General features: G+C 37.8%; 15 protein-coding genes and 2 pseudogenes. 10 read left to right on the plus strand and 7 right to left on the minus strand.

What is annotated here, in order from left to right; translation table 11 throughout:
- The first annotated feature begins 52 nt into the window (after positions 1-52).
- The 7 genes from PSF86_RS16820 to PSF86_RS16850 all read left to right on the plus strand — a co-directional run bounded on the left by PSF86_RS16820 (position 53) and on the right by PSF86_RS16850 (position 7,877).
- A complete protein-coding gene (locus tag PSF86_RS16820; RefSeq protein WP_277901256.1) occupies positions 53-781 on the plus strand; it encodes a type III pantothenate kinase in 729 nt (242 codons plus the stop codon).
- The gene (bamG, locus tag PSF86_RS16825; RefSeq protein ID WP_277901257.1) at positions 781-2,031 is read left to right on the plus strand and encodes a BamG family beta-barrel-assembly machinery protein; all 1,251 of its coding nucleotides are present in this window, start codon (positions 781-783) and stop codon (positions 2,029-2,031) included. The genes PSF86_RS16820 and bamG overlap by 1 nt, the downstream gene beginning before the upstream one ends.
- A gap of 41 nt (positions 2,032-2,072) precedes the next feature.
- Positions 2,073-3,440 (plus strand): tetratricopeptide repeat protein, encoded by a 1,368-nt coding sequence (locus PSF86_RS16830; protein WP_277901258.1) that lies wholly within the window; start codon positions 2,073-2,075, stop codon positions 3,438-3,440.
- 1 nt (position 3,441) lies between these two features.
- Positions 3,442-4,029, plus strand: a complete 588-nt coding sequence (gene lptC, locus PSF86_RS16835) for an LPS export ABC transporter periplasmic protein LptC (RefSeq protein ID WP_277901259.1) — start codon at positions 3,442-3,444, stop codon at positions 4,027-4,029.
- 91 nt (positions 4,030-4,120) lie between these two features.
- A complete protein-coding gene (locus tag PSF86_RS16840; RefSeq protein ID WP_277901260.1) occupies positions 4,121-4,321 on the plus strand; it encodes a hypothetical protein in 201 nt (66 codons plus the stop codon).
- Complete coding sequence (locus PSF86_RS16845; protein ID WP_277901261.1) at positions 4,322-5,596, plus strand: hemolysin family protein; 1,275 nt, start codon at positions 4,322-4,324, stop codon at positions 5,594-5,596.
- A 175-nt stretch (positions 5,597-5,771) separates the two neighbouring features.
- On the plus strand, positions 5,772-7,877 hold the full coding sequence (locus PSF86_RS16850) for a peptidylprolyl isomerase (RefSeq protein WP_277901262.1): 2,106 nt from the start codon (positions 5,772-5,774) through the stop codon (positions 7,875-7,877).
- A gap of 152 nt (positions 7,878-8,029) precedes the next feature.
- On the opposite strand, the gene PSF86_RS16855 is transcribed toward PSF86_RS16850, so the two are convergent.
- Together PSF86_RS16855 and PSF86_RS16860 are read right to left on the minus strand one after the other, a co-directional pair.
- Positions 8,030-8,968, minus strand: coding sequence for a GYDIA family GHMP kinase (locus PSF86_RS16855; RefSeq protein WP_277901263.1), 939 nt, complete (start codon positions 8,966-8,968; stop codon positions 8,030-8,032).
- Entirely contained in the window at positions 8,946-10,286 is a 1,341-nt protein-coding gene (locus PSF86_RS16860; protein ID WP_277901264.1) for a hydroxymethylglutaryl-CoA reductase, degradative, read from the minus strand. The genes PSF86_RS16855 and PSF86_RS16860 overlap by 23 nt, the downstream gene beginning before the upstream one ends.
- Positions 10,287-10,502: 216 nt before the next feature.
- On the opposite strand from PSF86_RS16860, the gene PSF86_RS16865 reads away from it, so the two are divergent.
- From PSF86_RS16865 to PSF86_RS16875, 3 genes are all read left to right on the plus strand, one after another.
- Positions 10,503-12,710, plus strand: a complete 2,208-nt coding sequence (locus tag PSF86_RS16865; protein ID WP_277901265.1) for a S9 family peptidase — start codon at positions 10,503-10,505, stop codon at positions 12,708-12,710.
- A gap of 27 nt (positions 12,711-12,737) precedes the next feature.
- Positions 12,738-14,129: a peptide MFS transporter gene (locus PSF86_RS16870; RefSeq protein WP_277901266.1), complete on the plus strand. Its 1,392-nt coding sequence runs from the start codon at positions 12,738-12,740 to the stop codon at positions 14,127-14,129.
- Positions 14,130-14,209: 80 nt separating this feature from the next.
- Positions 14,210-15,790 (plus strand): peptide MFS transporter, encoded by a 1,581-nt coding sequence (locus tag PSF86_RS16875; protein WP_277901267.1) that lies wholly within the window; start codon positions 14,210-14,212, stop codon positions 15,788-15,790.
- A 20-nt stretch (positions 15,791-15,810) separates the two neighbouring features.
- Here the strand turns inward: PSF86_RS16875 and PSF86_RS16880 are convergent.
- The 5 genes and pseudogenes from PSF86_RS16880 to lpxB all read right to left on the minus strand — a co-directional run bounded on the left by PSF86_RS16880 (position 15,811) and on the right by lpxB (position 19,528).
- Positions 15,811-16,193: pseudogene (locus PSF86_RS16880) on the minus strand (hypothetical protein).
- A gap of 157 nt (positions 16,194-16,350) precedes the next feature.
- The gene (locus tag PSF86_RS16885; protein WP_277901269.1) at positions 16,351-16,569 is read right to left on the minus strand and encodes a hypothetical protein; all 219 of its coding nucleotides are present in this window, start codon (positions 16,567-16,569) and stop codon (positions 16,351-16,353) included.
- Positions 16,570-16,577: 8 nt separating this feature from the next.
- Positions 16,578-17,476 (minus strand): annotated as a pseudogene (locus PSF86_RS17920) (ComEC/Rec2 family competence protein); the annotation flags it as partial.
- 396 nt (positions 17,477-17,872) lie between these two features.
- Positions 17,873-18,391 carry a C40 family peptidase gene (locus PSF86_RS16900; RefSeq protein WP_277901270.1) on the minus strand — a complete coding sequence of 173 codons (519 nt, stop codon included), beginning with the start codon at positions 18,389-18,391 and terminating at the stop codon, positions 17,873-17,875.
- 24 nt (positions 18,392-18,415) lie between these two features.
- The gene (gene lpxB, locus PSF86_RS16905) at positions 18,416-19,528 is read right to left on the minus strand and encodes a lipid-A-disaccharide synthase (protein WP_277901271.1); all 1,113 of its coding nucleotides are present in this window, start codon (positions 19,526-19,528) and stop codon (positions 18,416-18,418) included.
- Between the last annotated feature and the right edge of the window lie 18 nt (positions 19,529-19,546).

The raw sequence follows: 19,546 nt of genomic DNA on the forward strand, positions 1-19,546 counted from the left end.
AACAATTTTTAAAAAAATCGGTTTCGTAAATTTACAACTTTAAAATTTAACAATGAATTTAATAATCGATGTAGGGAACTCGTTTGTCAAAATAGCTGTTTTCAAAGAAGATAGGTTGCTGGTGGTGGAAAAATCATCAGAAGGAACTTTTATAAATAAAATTTCAAAACTGTTCCAAAGTTACCCTTCCGTAAAGCAAATCATGGTTTCTTCCGTAGGGAAACTGTCGCATTTGCAAACAAAGGCATTGTCGGTATTTGCCCCGGTATCGGTGCTAGGTACCAACACCAAAGTACCGTTTAAAAATGCATATGCCACGCCCAATACCTTAGGAATGGACAGGGTAGCGCTCATAGCGGCCGCTTACTACAAATACAAAGGCGAAAACTGCCTTGTTATAGATGCCGGAAGCTGTATTACCTACGATTTTATTGATAAAAAAGGAGTGTACCATGGCGGTGCCATTGCCCCCGGGTTGCATATGAGATTAAAGGCAATGCATACTTTTACGGCCAATTTACCACTTATAGATTCATTAGAATTTACCGACTTTATAGGAGACTCCACTAAAGGCTGTATGATTTCTGGCGCAGTGAATGGTTCTGTTAACGAAATTGAAGCTACAATCCTACAATATCAAGAAAGATTTAAAGATTTAACAGTTATTTTAACAGGTGGAGATAGTCATTTTTTGTCTAAAAGATTAAAAAGTAGCATATTTGCCCATCCGAATTTCCTCTTAGAGGGAATTAATTATATTTTAGAACTCAACAAACACTAATGATTAAACAGATTTTTATTGTAGCTGTATTGTTTATTTGTAGTTACAGTTTTGCACAGGAAGGAAGTGTGTCCCCTTATTCTTTTTACGGAACCGGCGATCAACGTTTTAAAGGGACGGCAGAAAACCGGTCAATGGGAGGGATTAGTGTTTATACTGATAGTATCCATTTAAACGTAATGAACCCCGCATCTTTGGGAAAATTGCGCTTAACCACTTTCTCGGTTGCCGGAAGTTACAACTCGTCGAGCCTAAAAACTGTAGATGCCAGTGAAAGTGCATCCGATGTAACTTTTGATTATTTGGTGCTGGGTATTCCGCTGGGGAACAATATGGGGATGAGCTTTGGGCTAATACCATATACTTCCGTAGGTTATAAAGTGCAATCTATAGACGAAACGGCATCGCCTGCCAAATCTAGCCTCTACGATGGAGAAGGAGGCCTTAACAAGGCACATTTGGCTTTTGGATATAACTTTTTGAAAAATTTCAGTATCGGGGCCAAGGCAAATTTTAACTTTGGAAAGGTTACAAATACAGCCGTTTATCAATATGAAGGCATACAATATGGAAGCAGAATTAGAAATGAATCGGAATATAGTGGATTTGATTTTAATTTTTCCTTAAATTACGGCGCAGAATTAACAGATGCTTTAAGCTTAAAGTCTTTAATAGGTTATACCCCAGCCACAAAAATTACTTCAAGTAATTCAAGAATAGTAACCACTGTTCCTGCTAGTGTAAATGGGTTTTATGAAGTCGATTTAGCAAAGTATGGGCTTAATTCCACGTATTTGCATTTACCCGAGTCGTATACCGTTGGTTTAGGAGTGGGTAAAAAATACACTTGGTTTATAGGTGGTGAATTTGAATATATAAACAGTAGCGAGTTTAAAAACGATTTTGTAAACCCTGTTAACGGTGCCTATGAAGATGGAGAAAGATTCTCCGCCGGAGCATTTTGGACGCCCGATTACGATTCTTTTACAAGTTACTGGAAAAGAATAACTTATAGGATTGGTGTTAGAAATGAAAAAACCGGCTTATTGGTAAATAATGTCCCCGTGCACGACTTTGGCATGTCTTTTGGATTAGGTTTGCCAATGAATGGTTTCTCCAATGCCAATGTAGGTGTTGAGTTTGGGAAAAAAGGAAGCACTTATTTAGGTCGCGTGGAAGAAAACTATTTTAATGTTTTTATAAGTTTGTCGTTAAACGACAGATGGTTTAGACCAAATTACATAAGATAAAAAATAAAAAAAATAATACGTTAACCTATAAAATTAAATAAATGAGAAAGAAGATTTCAATACTGGTTGGTGTTCTAGGGGTTGCTTTTGCTACTTTCGGGCAGGCTCAAAACCCGGAATGTCCACAAAACCTATCGATTTTTGCAGAACACGCGAAAGTAAAGAATTACGATGCCGCTTACGAACCATGGAAAATGGTATACGAAAATTGTCCAACACTGCACTATGCAACATATTTGTACGGAGAGCGAATCTTGAAAGATAAGCTGGAAAAAGATCCGGCAAACAAAGATACATACATCGCCATGTTGGAAGATCTGTATGCAACATCATATAAAAACTTTCCTAAAAGATATACCGAAACAGGTAGCTTGATAGATCTTGCCTTGTTAAAATATGATAACAAAATAGGTACAGATCAAGAGATATACGACCTTTTGGATAAAGCATTTAAAAACAATCCAGAAGAATTTAAAAACCCTAAGGCATTATACCTGTACTTCTCTACATTGGTAGACATGAATGCCGCCGGGAAAAAAGACCTTCAGGAAGTATTTGATACCTACGACGCCGTAACAGGTAAAATTGCAGAGGAAAACCAAGAGCTTGGAGAAACTATTGTAAAATACGTAGAAAAAGAAGACGCGGGTACCTTGACAAGTAAGGAGAAAAAAGTGCTTGATGCCGCAAGGAAAAATGGTGAAAACTACGAAAAAATAAGTGGTAGTATCGATGCCAAGCTAGGTAAATTGGCAGATTGCGATAACTTAATCCCTCTGTACCAAAAGAATTTCGAAGCCCACAAAACCGATGCCAATTGGTTAAAGAGCGCCGCAGGAAGAATGGATTCGAAAGACTGTACAGGCGATCCACTTTTCGTAAAACTAGTAGAAGCGCTTGACAAAATAGAGCCATCGGCAAGTTCAAAATACTATTTGGGTTCTTTGTATGAAGAACAAGGAAATAGTTCAAAGGCATTGGAGTTTTACAAGCAGTCTGTAGATTTGGAAACAGACCCTATCAAGAAATCAAAAAAACTCACGAACATTGCTAATAAAGCAGCCAAAAAAGGACAAAAGTCTACTGCTAGACAATATTGTAACGAGGCGTTGCAGTTAAACCCTGCAAATGGTACGCCTTACTTAATCTTGGCCGGGCTATATGCAAACAGCGCCAACGATTGTGGTAGTACTTCTTTTGAGAAGAGGGCCATTTACTGGAAAGCAGCGCAAGTTGCCAGAAAAGCAGGCCAGGTAGACCCATCGTTAAGTAGCAAAGCCGCTCAAACTGCCGCAAGTTACGAAGGTAGGGCACCAAGCAAGCAAGATATCTTTAGCTCTGGTATGGCCGGAAAAACAATCCAGTTTAGCTGTTGGGTTGGTGGAAGTGTAAAAGTTCCTAGCTTATAAGATGCAACAAAAGTTAAAATATAGATTATTGAACATTGTCACAGTTATTGCTGTGACAATGTTTTTTTCATGTGAAGGTAATTTAAAAGAAGTGCAAAAAATGACCGCACAGAATAAGATGCCTGTTGGCGTTGCTGAAGATTTTGTGCTAAAATATACCGATTCCACTAAATTAAAAGCAGTGGTAAGCGGACCTTTATATGAAGATTATACCAATCAAACCTTTCCGTTTCAGGAATTTCCCAAAGGGGTCCATGTGGTTTTTTACGACGATTCCAACCAAAAAAGCACCATAACGGCCAAATATGCAATTTTTTATTCCAAGTCCGATCTTGTAGACATGAAAGGAGATGTGGTGCTAAAAACCTATGACGGGAAACAATTATTGGCCGACCAGTTGTTCTGGGACCAAAAAAACCAATGGATTTTTACCGAAGGCCCTTATACATTTAATAGCCCCGACTTGAACATGACGGGCATAGGCATAGATTTCAACAAAGAGTTCACGGTGGTAAATTCTCATGGAAACTCGGGAACGGCAGTTGTTAAAGAAGAAACCAAAACCGAAGAAGCCCCAAAAACCGAATAGTTTCTTTAATTACTTAAGGGGCAAAACACACATATATCCAACTTTTCTTTATTTTTGAACAAAGAAATTCTATTTTCTATTATTTACAGTTATGAATACCAAGTATTTTAAGATTTTTGAGATTGCTTATCTTATCGTTGCCGTTATTTCTATTGTTGAAGTTGTTCAGGTTTGGGGAACAAACCGAAACAGGGCATACCTTTTTCTGTTTTTTGCAATAGTTTCCCTGGGGATGTTTTTCTTTAGAAGGTATTACCGCAAAAAATTCAGCGATAGGCAAAATAAAGAATAAATGGAAATGGCCATTTTAATCATAATCGTCTCGCTCTTACTCTCTGCTTTCTTTTCGGGGATGGAAATAGCCTATGTTTCATCCAATAAAATTCATATAGAAATAGAGAAAAAGCAAGATGGCCTCTTGGCAAAAGTCCTTGCAAAACTTACTAAAAAGCCTTCAAAATTTATTGCGACCATGTTGGTGGGCAATAATATCGCTTTAGTGGTTTACGGTATCTACATGGGGGACCTGCTGATTGATTATATTTACCCGTCGTATGTTGGCGCAGAAAGCCTCCCCTTCGATGTAATATTGGTCCAAACGGTTATTTCAACACTCATTATATTAATTACCGCCGAGTTTTTGCCAAAAGTTTTTTTTCAGATTTATGCAAACAGCCTGCTTAAATTCTTTGCGGTGCCGGCATACTTTTTTTACATAATTTTCTCATTTATATCATCGTTTGTTATCTGGATTTCAGACATTGTCCTTAAAGTATTTTTTAAATCGAAAGGGGACGATGTGCAACTGGCTTTTAGCAAAGTAGAATTAGGCGATTATATTTCAGAACAAATGGAATCCGTAGACGAAGAAGACGATGTAGATTCCGAAATTCAGCTTTTTCAAAACGCCCTGGAGTTTTCAGAAGTAAAAGCAAGGGAAGTAATGGTGCCCCGAACAGAAATAACAGCAGTAGAACTGCACGAATCGCCCAAAGGGCTTGGCAAACTTTTTACCGAAACCGGCTATTCAAAAATACTGGTGTATAAAGATACCGTAGACGATATTATAGGGTATGTGCATTCCTTCGATTTGTTTAAAAAACCACAGGGGATCAAAAATGTAATGATGCCCGTTGAATATGTGCCCGAAACAATGCTGATAAGTGATGTGCTCGAAGTGCTAACAAAAAAACGAAAAAGCATAGCGGTAGTTTTAGATGAATATGGCGGGACATCCGGGATTATGACCGTCGAGGATATTGTGGAAGAGCTTTTTGGGGAAATTGAAGACGAACACGATAGCATTGTCTTGCAGGAAGAACAAATAAGCGAAACCGAATTTAAGTTTTCGGCAAGGCTGGAAGTAGATTATTTAAACGAAGAATACAAACTTGACCTTCCCGAAGAAGAAAATTACGAAACGCTGGGAGGACTTATCGTTAACAGGATCGGGGAAATCCCGGCAAAAGGAGAAGTGGTAACGATTGATAATTACCAATTTACCGTACTGGAAGTTGGTAGCACCAAAATAGATTTGTTGCACCTCAAAGTGTTGGAAGAAGAATAAAAATCATCAGGTTGAATTAAAATGGGAAAAGCCAGTCAAGGCATTTTGGATTATTGATGAAACATAATTTTCCGATATATCAAACAAAAAGCGCAATAATTGCACCTTCAGGTTTTTATTATTCCAAAAAAGTGGTATTTTCGCCCACATTAATTTTATAAAATAGTATTGATAAATGGCAATTCTAGAAAAAATTAGAAGTCGGTCTTTATTTCTTATCCTTGTAATTGGATTGGCTTTATTTGCATTTGTTATTTCCGGTATTTTTAGTAAAAATTCCGGTACCGGAAAATCAACTGTTGGAGAGGTAAATGGAGAACCTATTTTACGTCAGGATTTTGCGTACAAGGTGGAGAACATGTCGAGAAGATATGGCGCAAATGCTACTACGGTTCAAGTGGTAAATCAGGTTTGGAACCAGGAAGTGAGAGGAATTGTGCTTGGTCAACAATACGAAGATCTTGGGATAAATATTGAAAAAGACCAAATATTGGAAGTAGTAAAAGCAAATCCAGCTTTTGCTTCAGACCCAACGTTTCAAAACGAAGCCGGGGTTTTCGACGAAGGTAAATTCATAGAATTTATAGCCAACCTAAAGGCAAACAATCCAGCAGGGTATCAGCAATGGAAAATGCAGGAAGATGCCCTTATCAATGCATCAAAAGAACAATCTTACTTTAACCTTATCAAAGCGGGAGTAGGTTCTACTTTAAAAGAAGGAGAACTTGCCTATCACTTGGAAACCGATAAGGTAGATGTAAAATATGTAAAAATACCTTACACATCCATTCCTGACAGTACCGTAAATGTTTCCGATAGTGAAATAGAATCGTATGTCAAAAAACATGAAAATGAGTTCAAGCAGGAATCTTCAAGAGACGTTCGTTATGTGTATTTTGAAGAAAAAGCATCTGATGATGACGTTAAGGAAATAGAAAACGACCTTTCCAAGCTTTTAAAGAATTCTATTGTTTATAACGAAGCAACAAAGGCTGACGATACAGTAGCCGGGTTTAAAACAACAACAGATTTAAGGGATTTTGTAAATAGAAATTCCGACATTAAGTTCGACACTACATATGTTACCAAAGCACAGCTTCCGGCAGCATTTGCAGATACCCTTTATAACCTTCCGGTGGGTGGGGTTTTTGGCCCGTATAAAGACGGCAATTTCTATAAACTTAGCAGAATGGTCCATAAAAAAGAAGGTGGATCTGTAAAAGCCAGTCATATTTTAATTTCATACGATGGGGCAGGTGCCCAGCCAAAAGAATCTAGAACAAAAGAAGAGGCAAAAGCAAAAGCCGATGAGATTTTGGCTAAAGTAAAGGCCAACCCAGATGATTTTGCCGCACTGGCCAGGGATAATTCTGAAGACCCCGGTTCTGCTTCCAAAGGTGGAACATACGATAATATTCCAGAAGGGCAAATGGTTCCGGCTTTCAACGATTATATTTTTGATAATCCTATAGGCTCTATTGGTGTAGTTGAAACCCAATTTGGATACCACGTTATTAAAATAGACGACAAATACGATGTGGTTCAAATAGCTACCATAGCTAGAGAAATTGAACCTTCAGAGAATACAATAAACGATTTGTTTACCGCAACCACCAAGTTTCAAATGGCGGCTGTTTCCGGAGATTTTCAAGAAGAGGCAAAATCTTCAAATTATACGGTTCGTCCGGTAAACCAAGTAAAGGCGCTCGACGAGAACATTCCTGGAATTGGTAACCAACGAGGCATTGTGCAATGGGCTTTCAATGCCGATACCGAAGTAGGCGATGTTAAGCGATTTAACACACCAAACGGGTACGCTGTAATACAACTTACCGGAAAAAGAAAAGAAGGCCTGGCCACAGCAAAAGATGCTTCGGCAAGGGTATTGCCAATATTAAGAAAGCAAAAGAAGGCGGCCATGATAATGGAACAAAATGCAGGTAAATCCATAGACGAACTTGCCAAAAGCAATAATGTTAATGTTTCTGGAGCCACGGGGCTTACCATGAAAACGCCAACCATTTCTGGAGCCGGAAGGGAGCCAAAGGTTGTTGGGGTAGCCATGGGATTGTCTGAAGGCGAAAACTCATCGCTTATCGAGGGAGAAAACGGCGTGTTTATGGTGTCGGTTACCAAAAAAGAAATTGCACCTTCTTTGGATAACTATGCAACGTATGCCAATTCCCAGAAAACATTAAATAGAAACAGGGCAAATTTTGCAGCGTACAATGCTTTAAAAGATGCCGCAGATATTGAAGACGAAAGAGCCGATATTTATTAATAATCGAACTTAGGTTAATAGAACATACTTAAGCTAACTCAAATAAATTAAGTAGAGAGGGCTCCCTTACCGGGGAGCTTTTTTTGTTGCAAAAAAGCTGTGAGTTTAGTTGCGAATTTAGCTTAACATGCATTACTATATCGAAACGCATGTTAACTCAATATTATTTCCTGATAAGTAAATATGGTGTTATATCCTTTATTCTTAAAGTAAGGGCAAACATTTTCTTTATTGCCGGTAACCAACATAAAATCCCCGCCCCAAGCGCCTAAACTTTTTATGGCGCCCTTGTAATCTTTAAATAAACGTTGTTTTATGGGCGGTAAATTAATGAGGTCTCCAATTATATTTTCGTGTTCTTTAAGTAATTCTTCAAAAAGGGAAAGCGTTTGTGCTTGCTGTATTTTTTTGGTGAGCTCAGAAATAGCTTTTACCGAAGCACTTTTTTTGCCGGCTTTAGTGACCTTTTTATAGTGTTCAATTCCTTCCCGGCTGTTTTGCTTTTTGTTTAGATGAACAAAAAAAAGATGCTCCTTAAAAGGTGAGTTAAATTCAACCGGGATTATTTGGGGGTGTTTGTTGGCAACTTTGTAATTAATGGCAGTATTGTTTTGTGCGCATGCTATATCGTAACCACTGCCCGAAAAACTGTTCCACAACAATGCAAAGGCATCAACTTGTGCCCAAGATGCAATATTGTTGATCAATGTAGAAGATGATCCCAAACCCCAATTTTGTGGAAATTCAAGTTTTGTAACGGCTTCGATCCCTTCGGCATTTTTTAAAAAGCCGGGGTTGAGCTTTATGGCTTCGGTAAGGATGGCAATCAGGGTTTTTGCTTTTTGGGGGTCGCTGGTTTCAACAATGCAGTTTACAGAGAATCCCTTCAACTTAAAAAAATCTATTTTAGCCGAAAACCAAACATTGTCTTTATGGTCAAGGGCTTTCCAGGACAGTAGGTCGTGGTTGGTTTCCACGACGGTTAATGTTTGCCCGGACCTGCACGGTAAAGCCAAGCTTAATGCCCCATCCAGTACCACATATTCGCCTGTTATTAATAATTTCCCGTTACTTCGGTATTGATGAGTCATTCTTGCTTCTTAAAGAATTAAATTCATTAATCACATTGCTGTGAGTAATGGTTTTGTCTTTATAAAATTTAATGAAATATTTTTTTTCTTCTTCTGAAGCGCCTAATTGATTAAGAATGTTCAAAAGATGCATTTTCATGTGTCCTTTTTGTATGCCTTCGGTAATGAGAGAACGAACTGCGGCAAAGTTTTGTGCGAGTCCAGCAACGGCCACGATTTTCATTAATTCCTTGGCAGAAGGGTTTTCCAGTATTTCCAGGGATAGCTTTACGAGTGGATGTAAATTTGTGAGCCCGCCAACGGTGCCCAACGCCAAGGGTATTTCAATCCAAAAATAAAAAGTGTCCCCGTCAACACGGGCATTGGTCAAACTTTGGTAGGAGCCATTTTTACTTGCATAGGCATGCACGCCTGCCTCAACCGCCCTAAAATCGTTTCCGGTTGCCAAAACAACGGCATCAATGCCGTTCATGATGCCTTTATTGTGCGTAACTGCCCGATGCGGGTCTGCATTGGCAATAGCAAAGGCACGGACAAATTTTTCGGCAAATTGTTTAGGTGGCATGTCCTTGTCTTCATTTAGATCTTCAATTTTACAGCTTACTTCTGCCCGTACCGTGCAATTTGGTACGTAATTAGACAAGATGCTCATTACTATCTGGATGTCTTTTTCTTCCGAAGTAAAACCGTCAAAATTTTGAGCTTCTTTTTTAAAAGTTTTGGCAATTGTTTCCAGACAGGAGTTGATAAAATTAGCCCCCATAGCGTCAAGCGTTTCAAAAGAGCAATGCAACTGGTAATAATTATCGAGCTTGTTGGTTTTGTCCCGAAGTTCTATAGAGGTTATCCCGCCACCGCGTTTTTGCATGTTCTCCGTAATGCTATTGGTGGCTTTAAAAAGCTTGGGCTGTATGCTGTTGAAGAAATCATTCAGTTTGGCAAAAGCCCCGGAATACATAAAATGTACTTGTCCAATTTTTTCGGTGCCCAAAACATTGGCTTTAAAACCGCCTCTTTTTTGCCAATATTTAGCTGCTTTTCCTGCCGCCGCTACTACCGAACTTTCTTCAATTGCCATGGGAATGGTATGGTATTGGCCATTAATTAAAAAGTTGGGGGCAATGCCCAACGGAAGGTAAAAATTAGTAATGGTATTTTCTATAAACTCATCGTGAAGCACCTGTAATTGCTCGTTGGTGTTCCAATATTGTTTAATGGTTTTTATGCCTTCTTCTTTGTTTAAAAAGTGTTGGTCGGCTAACCAGGTAATCTTTTCTTCTTTAGAAAGTTTAGAAAATCCGTTTACGGGTAATGTCATTTTGTTGTTTGCTAATTTACCGCAAATATAAGGATTAAGAACAAAGGCTTGTTTTACCGTCCACAATAAAGAATGGGGAATTGATGAGGAAACGAAGTGCTTTTATCTTTAAAAGTTTTCAATTTAAGCCACAGGGCAATGTTTAACGCTAAAAGTTGCGGAATTTGTGAAATTTTTAGTAAACTTGACGGTTTTTTAATCAATACATAACAGTTAATGAAGAGACATTATACGTTTATCCTACTTTTTGTTGGTTTGATATCCCTCACAACCGCTCAAAATCAGAAAATTACATTAGAAGAAATATGGGGAGGTGCATTTCGTACTGAAGGCATGGACGTGCTGCATTCCATGAAAAACGGGAAGCAGTACACGGTTTTAAACTTCGATCGAACCGCCAAAAGTTCTTCCATAGATAAATATAATTACCAAACGTTGGAAAAGGTAGAGACAATTGTTTCTTCTTCAAACTTGGATGGAATCGACAATTTTTCATCCTATACATTTAGTAAGGACGAGTCCAAATTAATCCTCGCTACCAATGTTGAACCTATCTTTAGGAGATCGAGGCTAGGGAAATATTATGTATATGATATTGCATCGAAAGAATTAAAACTTATTTCTGAAGATAAAATCCAGGAACCTACTTTTTCTCCCGATGCTTCTAAAGTGGCTTATGTTTTTAAAAACAATATCTACATAAAAGACCTAAAAAACAATACAACAGTACAGGTAACCACCGATGGCGAAAAAAATAAAATCATAAATGGCGTAACCGATTGGGTTTATGAGGAAGAATTTTCCCTGGTAAGGGCTTTCGATTGGAATAAAACCGGAACGCATTTGACATTTATCCGCTTTGACGAAAGTAAGGTGCCGGAATTTTCCATGGATATATATGGCGAGACCTTATATCCTACAGAGCAAGTTTTTAAGTACCCAAAAGCTGGCGAGGATAATTCGGAAGTTAGCTTGTTTACCTACGAGCTGGGTTCGAAAAAGACCCAAAAAGTCGATCTTGGAGAGGCTTATTACATTCCTAGAATTCAGTGGACCAATAACGAAGACGTATTGAGCGTACAGGTAATGAACCGTCATCAAAACGATATAAAACTGTATTTCCACAATCTTAAAAAAGGGACAAATGTAGTGTTGCACGAAACCGATAAAGCTTATATAGATATTACCGATAACCTAACTTTTTTAAACGACAATAGCTTTATATGGACAAGCGAGAAAGATGGGTTTAATCATATTTATCATTACAGCAAAGAAGGAAAACTTCTCAACCAAGTAACCAAAGGGCCTTGGGAAGTAACCAATTATTACGGGTACGATGAGAAAACCAACCGCGTATTTTATCAGTCTGTAGAAAACGGCTCTATTAACAGGGACGTATATGCTGTCAAGCTTAACGGAAAAGATAAAGAAAGGTTGTCTAGCGAAGAAGGAACCAATAACGCTACTTTTAGTGCAGATTTTAGTTACTACATAAATTCGTTTTCTAGTGCGTCCATGCCAAACCGGTATACGTTGAACGACAGCAAAAACGGAAAGGAAATAAAGGAGATTGTTAATAATGATGCATTGTTAAAGAAAGTCTCTAGCTATGAAATATCGCCCAAAGAGTTTACGACCATTAATATTAATGGGAACGAATTGAATATGTGGATGATAAAACCCAAGGATTTCGACCCAAACAAAGAGTATCCATTGTTCATGTATCAATATTCGGGGCCGGGTTCCCAACAAGTGTCAAACCGTTGGATGGGCGCTAATGATTATTGGTACCAAATGCTAGCAGAAAAAGGTTACGTAATTGCCTGTGTAGATGGTAGGGGAACAGGGTTTAAAGGAGCCGATTTTAAGAAAGTAACCTATAAAGAACTTGGAAAATACGAAGTTGAAGACCAAATAGCCGCCGCAAAGAAATTGGGAGAATTGCCTTATATCGATGCAAATAGAATTGGTATTTGGGGATGGAGTTATGGTGGCTTTATGAGCACAAACTCAATTTTAAAAGGAAACGATGTGTTTAGTATGGCAATAGCCGTAGCTCCTGTTACCAGCTGGAGATTTTACGATACGGTTTATACGGAAAGGTACATGCAAACACCACAGGAAAATGCAAGCGGTTACGATGAGAATTCTCCGCTAAGTTACCCCGAACTGTTAAAAGGCGATTATTTATTAATTCATGGCTCTGGCGATGATAACGTACATGTGCAAAATACCATGAGAATGGCCGAAGCATTGATACAGGCCAATAAGCAATTCGACTGGGCTATTTATCCAGACAATAATCATGGAATATATGGTGGAAATACCAGACTACAGTTGTATACCAAAATGACTAACTTTATAGACGAACACTTGGGAGATAAAGCTGGAGATGTTCAGGGATCTGAAAAGATCAAAAAATAATTTTTAATCTTTAAAAAACCTTAACTAATGCCAACAGTAACTCAAGACCCTAGCAAAAGTGAATTATTTGGGCACCCTAAAGGGCTGTATATCCTCTTTTTTACAGAATTATGGGAGCGCTTTTCATATTATGGCATGCGCGCCCTTTTTACCTTATTTTTAGTAGCCGAGACCACGTCAAATAATCCAGGATTTGGCTGGACAAATAATGAAGCATTGGCTCTTTATGGGTGGTATACCATGCTTGTATATATGTCGTCCATTCCGGGAGGCTGGATTGCCGACAGATTTCTGGGGCAAAAGAAAACAGTAATGCTCGGCGGGCTGTTGCTCTGTATTGGGCATGCCGTTTTGGCCTTAAACTCCGAGGCTTCGTTTTATGTGGGTTGCCTTTTTATTATTTTAGGCGTAGGAGGCCTTAAGCCCAATATTTCTTCAATGGTTGGTGGACTGTACAAACCGAAAGATGAAAGAAGAGACCTGGGGTTCTATATTTTTTATATGGGAATTAATATTGGCGGTTTTATTGCCCCGATTATCTGTGGATATATAGGCGAAAAAATAAATTGGCATTATGGCTTCGGGTTGGCGGCAATTGGTATGTTGATAGGGCAGATAGTATATATATGGGGGCAAAAATACCTTAAAAATGTAGGAAACCTTATTTCTGATAAAAATGAAGCCGATCGGGAAATTTTAAACAAACCACTTACTAAAATAGAAAAGGATAGAGTAGTGGTATTGTTGCTTTCGTTTTTATTAATTATTTTGTTCTGGGCGGCATTTGAGCAAGCAGGCGGGTTAATGAACCTCTATGCAAAGCAAAATACAGACAGGAATTTTTTCGGACTTTTTACTGTTCCGGCATCTGTCTTTCAATCTGTTAACTCCTTTTTTATCATTACCTTGGCTACGGCTGTAGGAGCATTTTGGTTAAAATGGCGTAAAAAAGGCCATGAAGCTTCATCTTTGTTTAAAATAGCCATTGGGATAATAATAATGGCTTTGGGCTTTGGTTTTATGAGCGCCGCTGCCGTAGAAACTGAAGCAACAGGTTCATCGGCAATGTATTGGTTAATCTTGGCATATCTTTTTCATTCTATTGGGGAATTGTGTGCTTCACCGGTATCTTTATCTTTTATTACCAAATTGGCACCTCTAAAATATGCTTCAATTATTATGGGCCTTTATTGGGCAGCTACAGGTTTAGGTAATAAATTGGCAGGATATATTGGCCAAAGTGCCCAGCATTTAGGTGAATTTGAGATCTTTACCGGAATTACAGTTATCTGGTCTTTAATCGGTCTCGTTGTTATACTTTTAATGAAACCCCTAAAGCGCCTTACTCATGGTGCAGAAGATAATGAAGGTAAAATACAAGACGAAATAGCAAACGAATTGGAAACTTCAACATCATAGACAATTACATAACCAACCTTTTAATTACTTATAAACCATTCATATTAAAAAAATAGATTTAGTAATTAATAATTAAAAGCATGAATTTAACATTGTGGATTTTAACGGTAGGTTGGATATTTGTATTACTATGGGTTCCTTTTATTATTTATACAAATAGAAAAACGCATCCAAAGGCATTATTTGTACTTTTTTTTGCTGAAATGTGGGAACGTTTTTCCTATTATGGTATGCGTGCCCTTTTGGTATTGTACATGACCAAGGTTTTATTTGTTGACTTGGCACAAAGTGCTGCTGAAATTAAATCGTATGCCATATATGGGTCTTATACGGCCATGGTATACCTTCTTCCGGTATTGGGCGGCTTGGTAGCCGATAAATATTTAGGCTTTAGGAGAACGATTATTTGGGGCGGGTTTTTAATGGTTTTGGGTCATTTTACGCTTGGAATTCAGGGTATCGGTGATTTAGAAGGTAACATGCCATTGTTTTTTGGCGCTTTGGCCTTAATTATAGTTGGAAATGGGTTTTTTAAACCAAATGTGAGTTCGTTCCTTGGAAAATTCTACGAAACGGACGACCCCCGTAAAGACGGTGCCTTCTCCATTTTTTATATGGGCGTGAATATTGGGTCTTTTTTATCAATGCTAACTTGTGGTTATGTCGGTCAAAATATAAACTGGCATTATGGATTTGGTTTGGCTGGAATTGGTATGTTGATTGGCCTAACGGTTTTTTGGATATTCTCCAGGGGTTTTGGCGAAAAGGGATTGCAACCAAAAGAGGTACAGGAAGGCAAAGTAAAGTTGTTTGGTATAAAACCGGACCTTCCGGTAATAGTTTTATCCCTTGCGGCAATTCCAATATGTGCATTGATGCTTAACCTAAATGAAGTAATGTCGACCATATTACTGGTTATTTCATTGTTAATAGTTGGATATTTACTTTATCATGCCTTAACGGCAAAAGACAAGGCTACCGGGCAAAGGTTATTGGTGGTTATTGTCCTGTTCTTTTTCCATGCGGTATTTTGGGCATTGTTCGAACAGGCCGGGGGTTCCATAACCTTGTTCACGGAAAAAAATGTAGACAGGTTTATAATGGGTACAGAATTGCCCGCTTCCATATTTCAAAGTTTCAACCCATTGTTCATTATACTTTTAGCGCCTTTATTTTCTTACATGTGGTTGCGTTTAAACAAGGCAGGAAAAGAACCTAGCACGCCCATGAAATTTGTATTGGGGCTGGCACAATTGGCTTTGGGTTTTGCAATAATTGTAATTGGCGCGAAGTACTTTGCAAATAGCGAAGGCTTGGTTTCGGTGGCATTTATAGCATTTATGTATTTGTTCCATACCATGGGAGAGCTTTCTTTATCGCCCGTTGGCCTCTCTATGGTTACTAAACTGTCGCCCGGAAAAGTGGTTGGTTTTGTAATGGGGGCTTGGTTTTTGTCCATGTCCATCGGGAATAAAATGGCCGGATGGATTGGCACTTTGACTGCTTCAGAAAGTATAGACGAAGGTGCGCATCCAATGGAAACTTTAGGTATTTATGCCAATACGTACTTAATATGGGGCGTTAGTGTAGTTGCCGGGGCCGCATTAATATTGTTTCTGTTAATTCCGTTGCTTAGAAAATGGATGCACGGGATACATTAAATTAATTAAAAGTTAAATAACTATTCTATAACACAAGCTCCCATTTCACCGGTGTAGTGAAATGGGAGCTTTTCTTTTTTACAGCTGGCTTTCCATAATGCAATCAGGAATTTATAATTGCTTCCGTCTACAATAATTCTTTTTGGTTTGTTTTTTTAATAAAACGTTCCAGGTTTATTTTAGGTAAATTAACAAGCAATACAATGTCGGGGTGTAGGTTTTTGTAATTAACTTCGGTGCTATCTATTATAAGAATATCGTAATTTTTAAACGAAAAATTCTTTTTGAAAGGTACATATGCAATATTATCTATATTTTCTCCAATGCAAAAATCTTTTATAGTCGAATTTGTTTTATAGAGCGTGTCATTAATCAATAACCTCCTTCCATGTTTGTACCCCATAATGAGTTTCTGGATTTATGAAAAATAACCAAGCGTTCGTTTTTTAAAGTTTGATGGTCTTCATATAAAAAAGTAACTATTAATAACAAACTACTGCCTATTGTAACCAAGAAAATATGCTGTTTTCTGTTCTTTAACCATGAAACAAAAGCAATTATCAATATATATATATATATATATATATATATGATGCTGCCATTTTGTAGAAATTAAACGGTATTTCCTTAAATACAAATGCTTCATGGCCGGCAACCCACCCAATAAAACTGTTCATCAAGCCAATCAACTCAAAAAATATCTTGCCCAAAAAATACGGTAATGAGTTACTCCCGGCCAAAATAATTACAATAATTCCCAGTCCTAAAATGGTTCCCATAAAGGGAATTAAAACAATGTTGCTAAGAAAAGACTCGGAAACTGATGAAAATAATACAGCGAAAGCGGAAGTACACTTAATTGAGCGGTAAAGGAAACCGTAATAAGTTTCCAGAAATAATTTGTAATTCTATGCTTTGGGCTCCAATATTTTTTCATGAGAGGCTGTATACACACAATTCCAAAAACCGCGATATAACTAAGCTGGAAACCTACATCAAAAATAAAGGCAGGCCAAAATAACAACAATATAAGCATAGAACTTATAATAGCATAATAAATATTGCTGCCCTTTTTTAGTAGTTGAAGCACGTAAGAAATAAACGAAAACATGGTAACAACCCGTACAACCGATGCACTTAAACCGGTAAGTACTGTAAAGACCATAAACAGGCCAATATCAAGACAAGGCTTGCTACCCTTCCGTGCTTTGTGTGTTTTAGCGGTGCAAGCAGAAACTGTAAAATCAATAAAATAATACCAATATGCAGTCCTGAAATTGCCAGTAAATGGATTGCACCTGCCGATGCGTAATCTTGGTAGGTTTGGCTATTTATTTCGTCTCGTTGTCCAAGCAATAAGGCGTTTAAAATGGCTGTTTCTGTTTTGTATGGATATGTCTTAAGCACTTTATTGATATCGTCCCGTAGTTTTCCGGCTATTCCCTGTACTGTTTTTATGGATGTAGATTTCAAGGAAATGTCTTCAATGCCAAGCTTTAATTGGCTGTATATCCCTTGATGGGCCAAATAGTCCTTGTAATTAAATTGATGCGGGTTTAAAGGCGGGGTAATTTCTGTTAGGCTATTGGTTGTCTGGTATAGATAATCAATCTTTGGAGGCTTAAACCCGGTATTGCTACTGTCTTTATATGTGTTAAGCTGTACTTTCCCCATACAGGGTACTTCATTATTTTTTAATAAGTATTATGCTTTGTATCTGTAACTATAATTAGTTGATTTAAGTTTTTTATATATCCTAAAGCTTATGGTATCCCCATTTTTATAATGATGATTGTAATATTTAGGATTTTCCGGGGTATGTATTTTTGCATTGATGCATCCAAGGATGAAAAAAATAAACAAAATAAATATTCCGAAATAATGACTGGTTGCTATTTTTGATTTTAACCGGAAAACTATGAGCAATGCACGGCATGCAGCAAGAATAATAAAAATGTTCCTTAAACTAACAGGAAATGTAAAACCACAATAAATCCCTCCGATTAATGGAACGATTAATTTGGTAATGGGATAGTTCAATATTTTCACATTACCAATACACTAAAATAAAAAGAAAATAACCTACAATATTCTTCGAGCTTGGTTAAATGCGTAATTCCAGTAACCTTCGTTTAAGGAAGAAACCAGCACGCCCCTTGAAGTAGTAGAATGGATAAAGTGGATGTCGTTGCCTTTTACCTGAACCACAAGCCCCACATGATTTATTTTTCGTTTGTTTTTGCTTGTGGTAAAAAATAACAGATCGCCTTCTTCCACATCTTTGATTTTAATTTTTTTCCCCTGTGTAGCCATCATGTACGAAGTGCGTTGCATGGAAATGTCATTTTCTAGGAAAGAAGTATATATCAAGCCCGAACAATCCATTCCGCGTTTGGTAGTCCCGCCGTATTTATATGGAGTACCGTTAAAAGACAAGGCCGTTTTTATAATGGCATCGGCTTCTTTGTTTGTTTGTTTTCTTTTTGTAGCTGATGTATCTTCAGTAACCGGCCGTTCTCCTTTTACCGATACCTTTTTTTTTGATGAACCACAACTTATTATGATGAATGATATAAAAAGCAGCCAAAGTATTTTTTTCATGTATTCATTAGGGTTTGTTGCAAATTAAGAAATTTTATCATAAATAAGTTGAGCAGCTTTCATACTTGCGCCTTTTCCTCCCAATTTTTTTTCTAGCTCAAAATAATCAAGAAAAATACGTTCCCTAATTTCGGGGGTGAGAATTTTATGGAGCTCGGTTTTAAGATTTTTAGTGGTTAGGTCGTTTTGAATCAATTCCTTCACTACTTCCTTGTCCATAATTAAATTGACCAACGAAATGTACTTCAACGTGATGATGCGCTTGGCAATTTGGTAGCTTATCCAATTGCCTTTGTAACAAACAACTTCGGGGACTTTAAAAAGGGCGGTTTCCAAGGTAGCGGTGCCGCTGGTAACAAGGGCGGCTTTGGATACGCTCAATAGGTCGTAGGTTTTTCCCGTTACAAAATTAACATTGGCCTTGCCAATAAACTGTTCGTAGAATTGATATTCCTGACTTGGGGCCCCGGCAATAACAAACTGGTAATCGGTAAAGTCGTCTACCACACTTAACATGGTTGATAGCATATTGGTAATTTCTTGTTTTCTGCTTCCTGGCAGCAATGCGATAATTTCCCTTTTGTCGAGTCCGTTTTCTTCTCTAAATGTTTCCGGGAGTACCTGTTTCCTGCTGGAAATGGCATCTAACAACGGGTGACCAACAAAATTGACCCGGTATTGGTGTTTTGTTTCGTAAAAATCTTTTTCAAAGGGAAGAATTACAAACATTTCGTCTATATCCCTCTTTATGGCTTCTATCCGGCCTTCCCTAGAGGCCCATATTTGTGGGGAAACATAATAAAATGTCCTATAGTTGTGCTGTTTTGCCCATTTGGCAATTTTTAGGTTGAAGCCCGAATAATCAATAAAAATAATGACATCCGGATTGAAGTTTTCAATATCCTGCTTGCAATATTTTATGTTTGAAAAAATAGTGCGCAAATTCATAATAACTTCAAAAAAACCCATAAAGGATTGTTCCTTGTAGTGTTTTACCAGCTCCATGCCGGCTTGTTGCATAAGGTCTCCGCCCCACCCGCGAAAAGTAGCTTCTTTGTCTTTTGTAGAAAGTGCTTTTATAAGGTTGGAGGCATGTAAATCTCCCGATGCTTCTCCAGCTATTATATAATATTTCACGTATGCACGATTTTTATA

This window comes from Galbibacter pacificus, from assembly GCF_029603165.1.
GTDB classification, from domain to species: Bacteria; Bacteroidota; Bacteroidia; order Flavobacteriales; family Flavobacteriaceae; genus Galbibacter; species Galbibacter pacificus.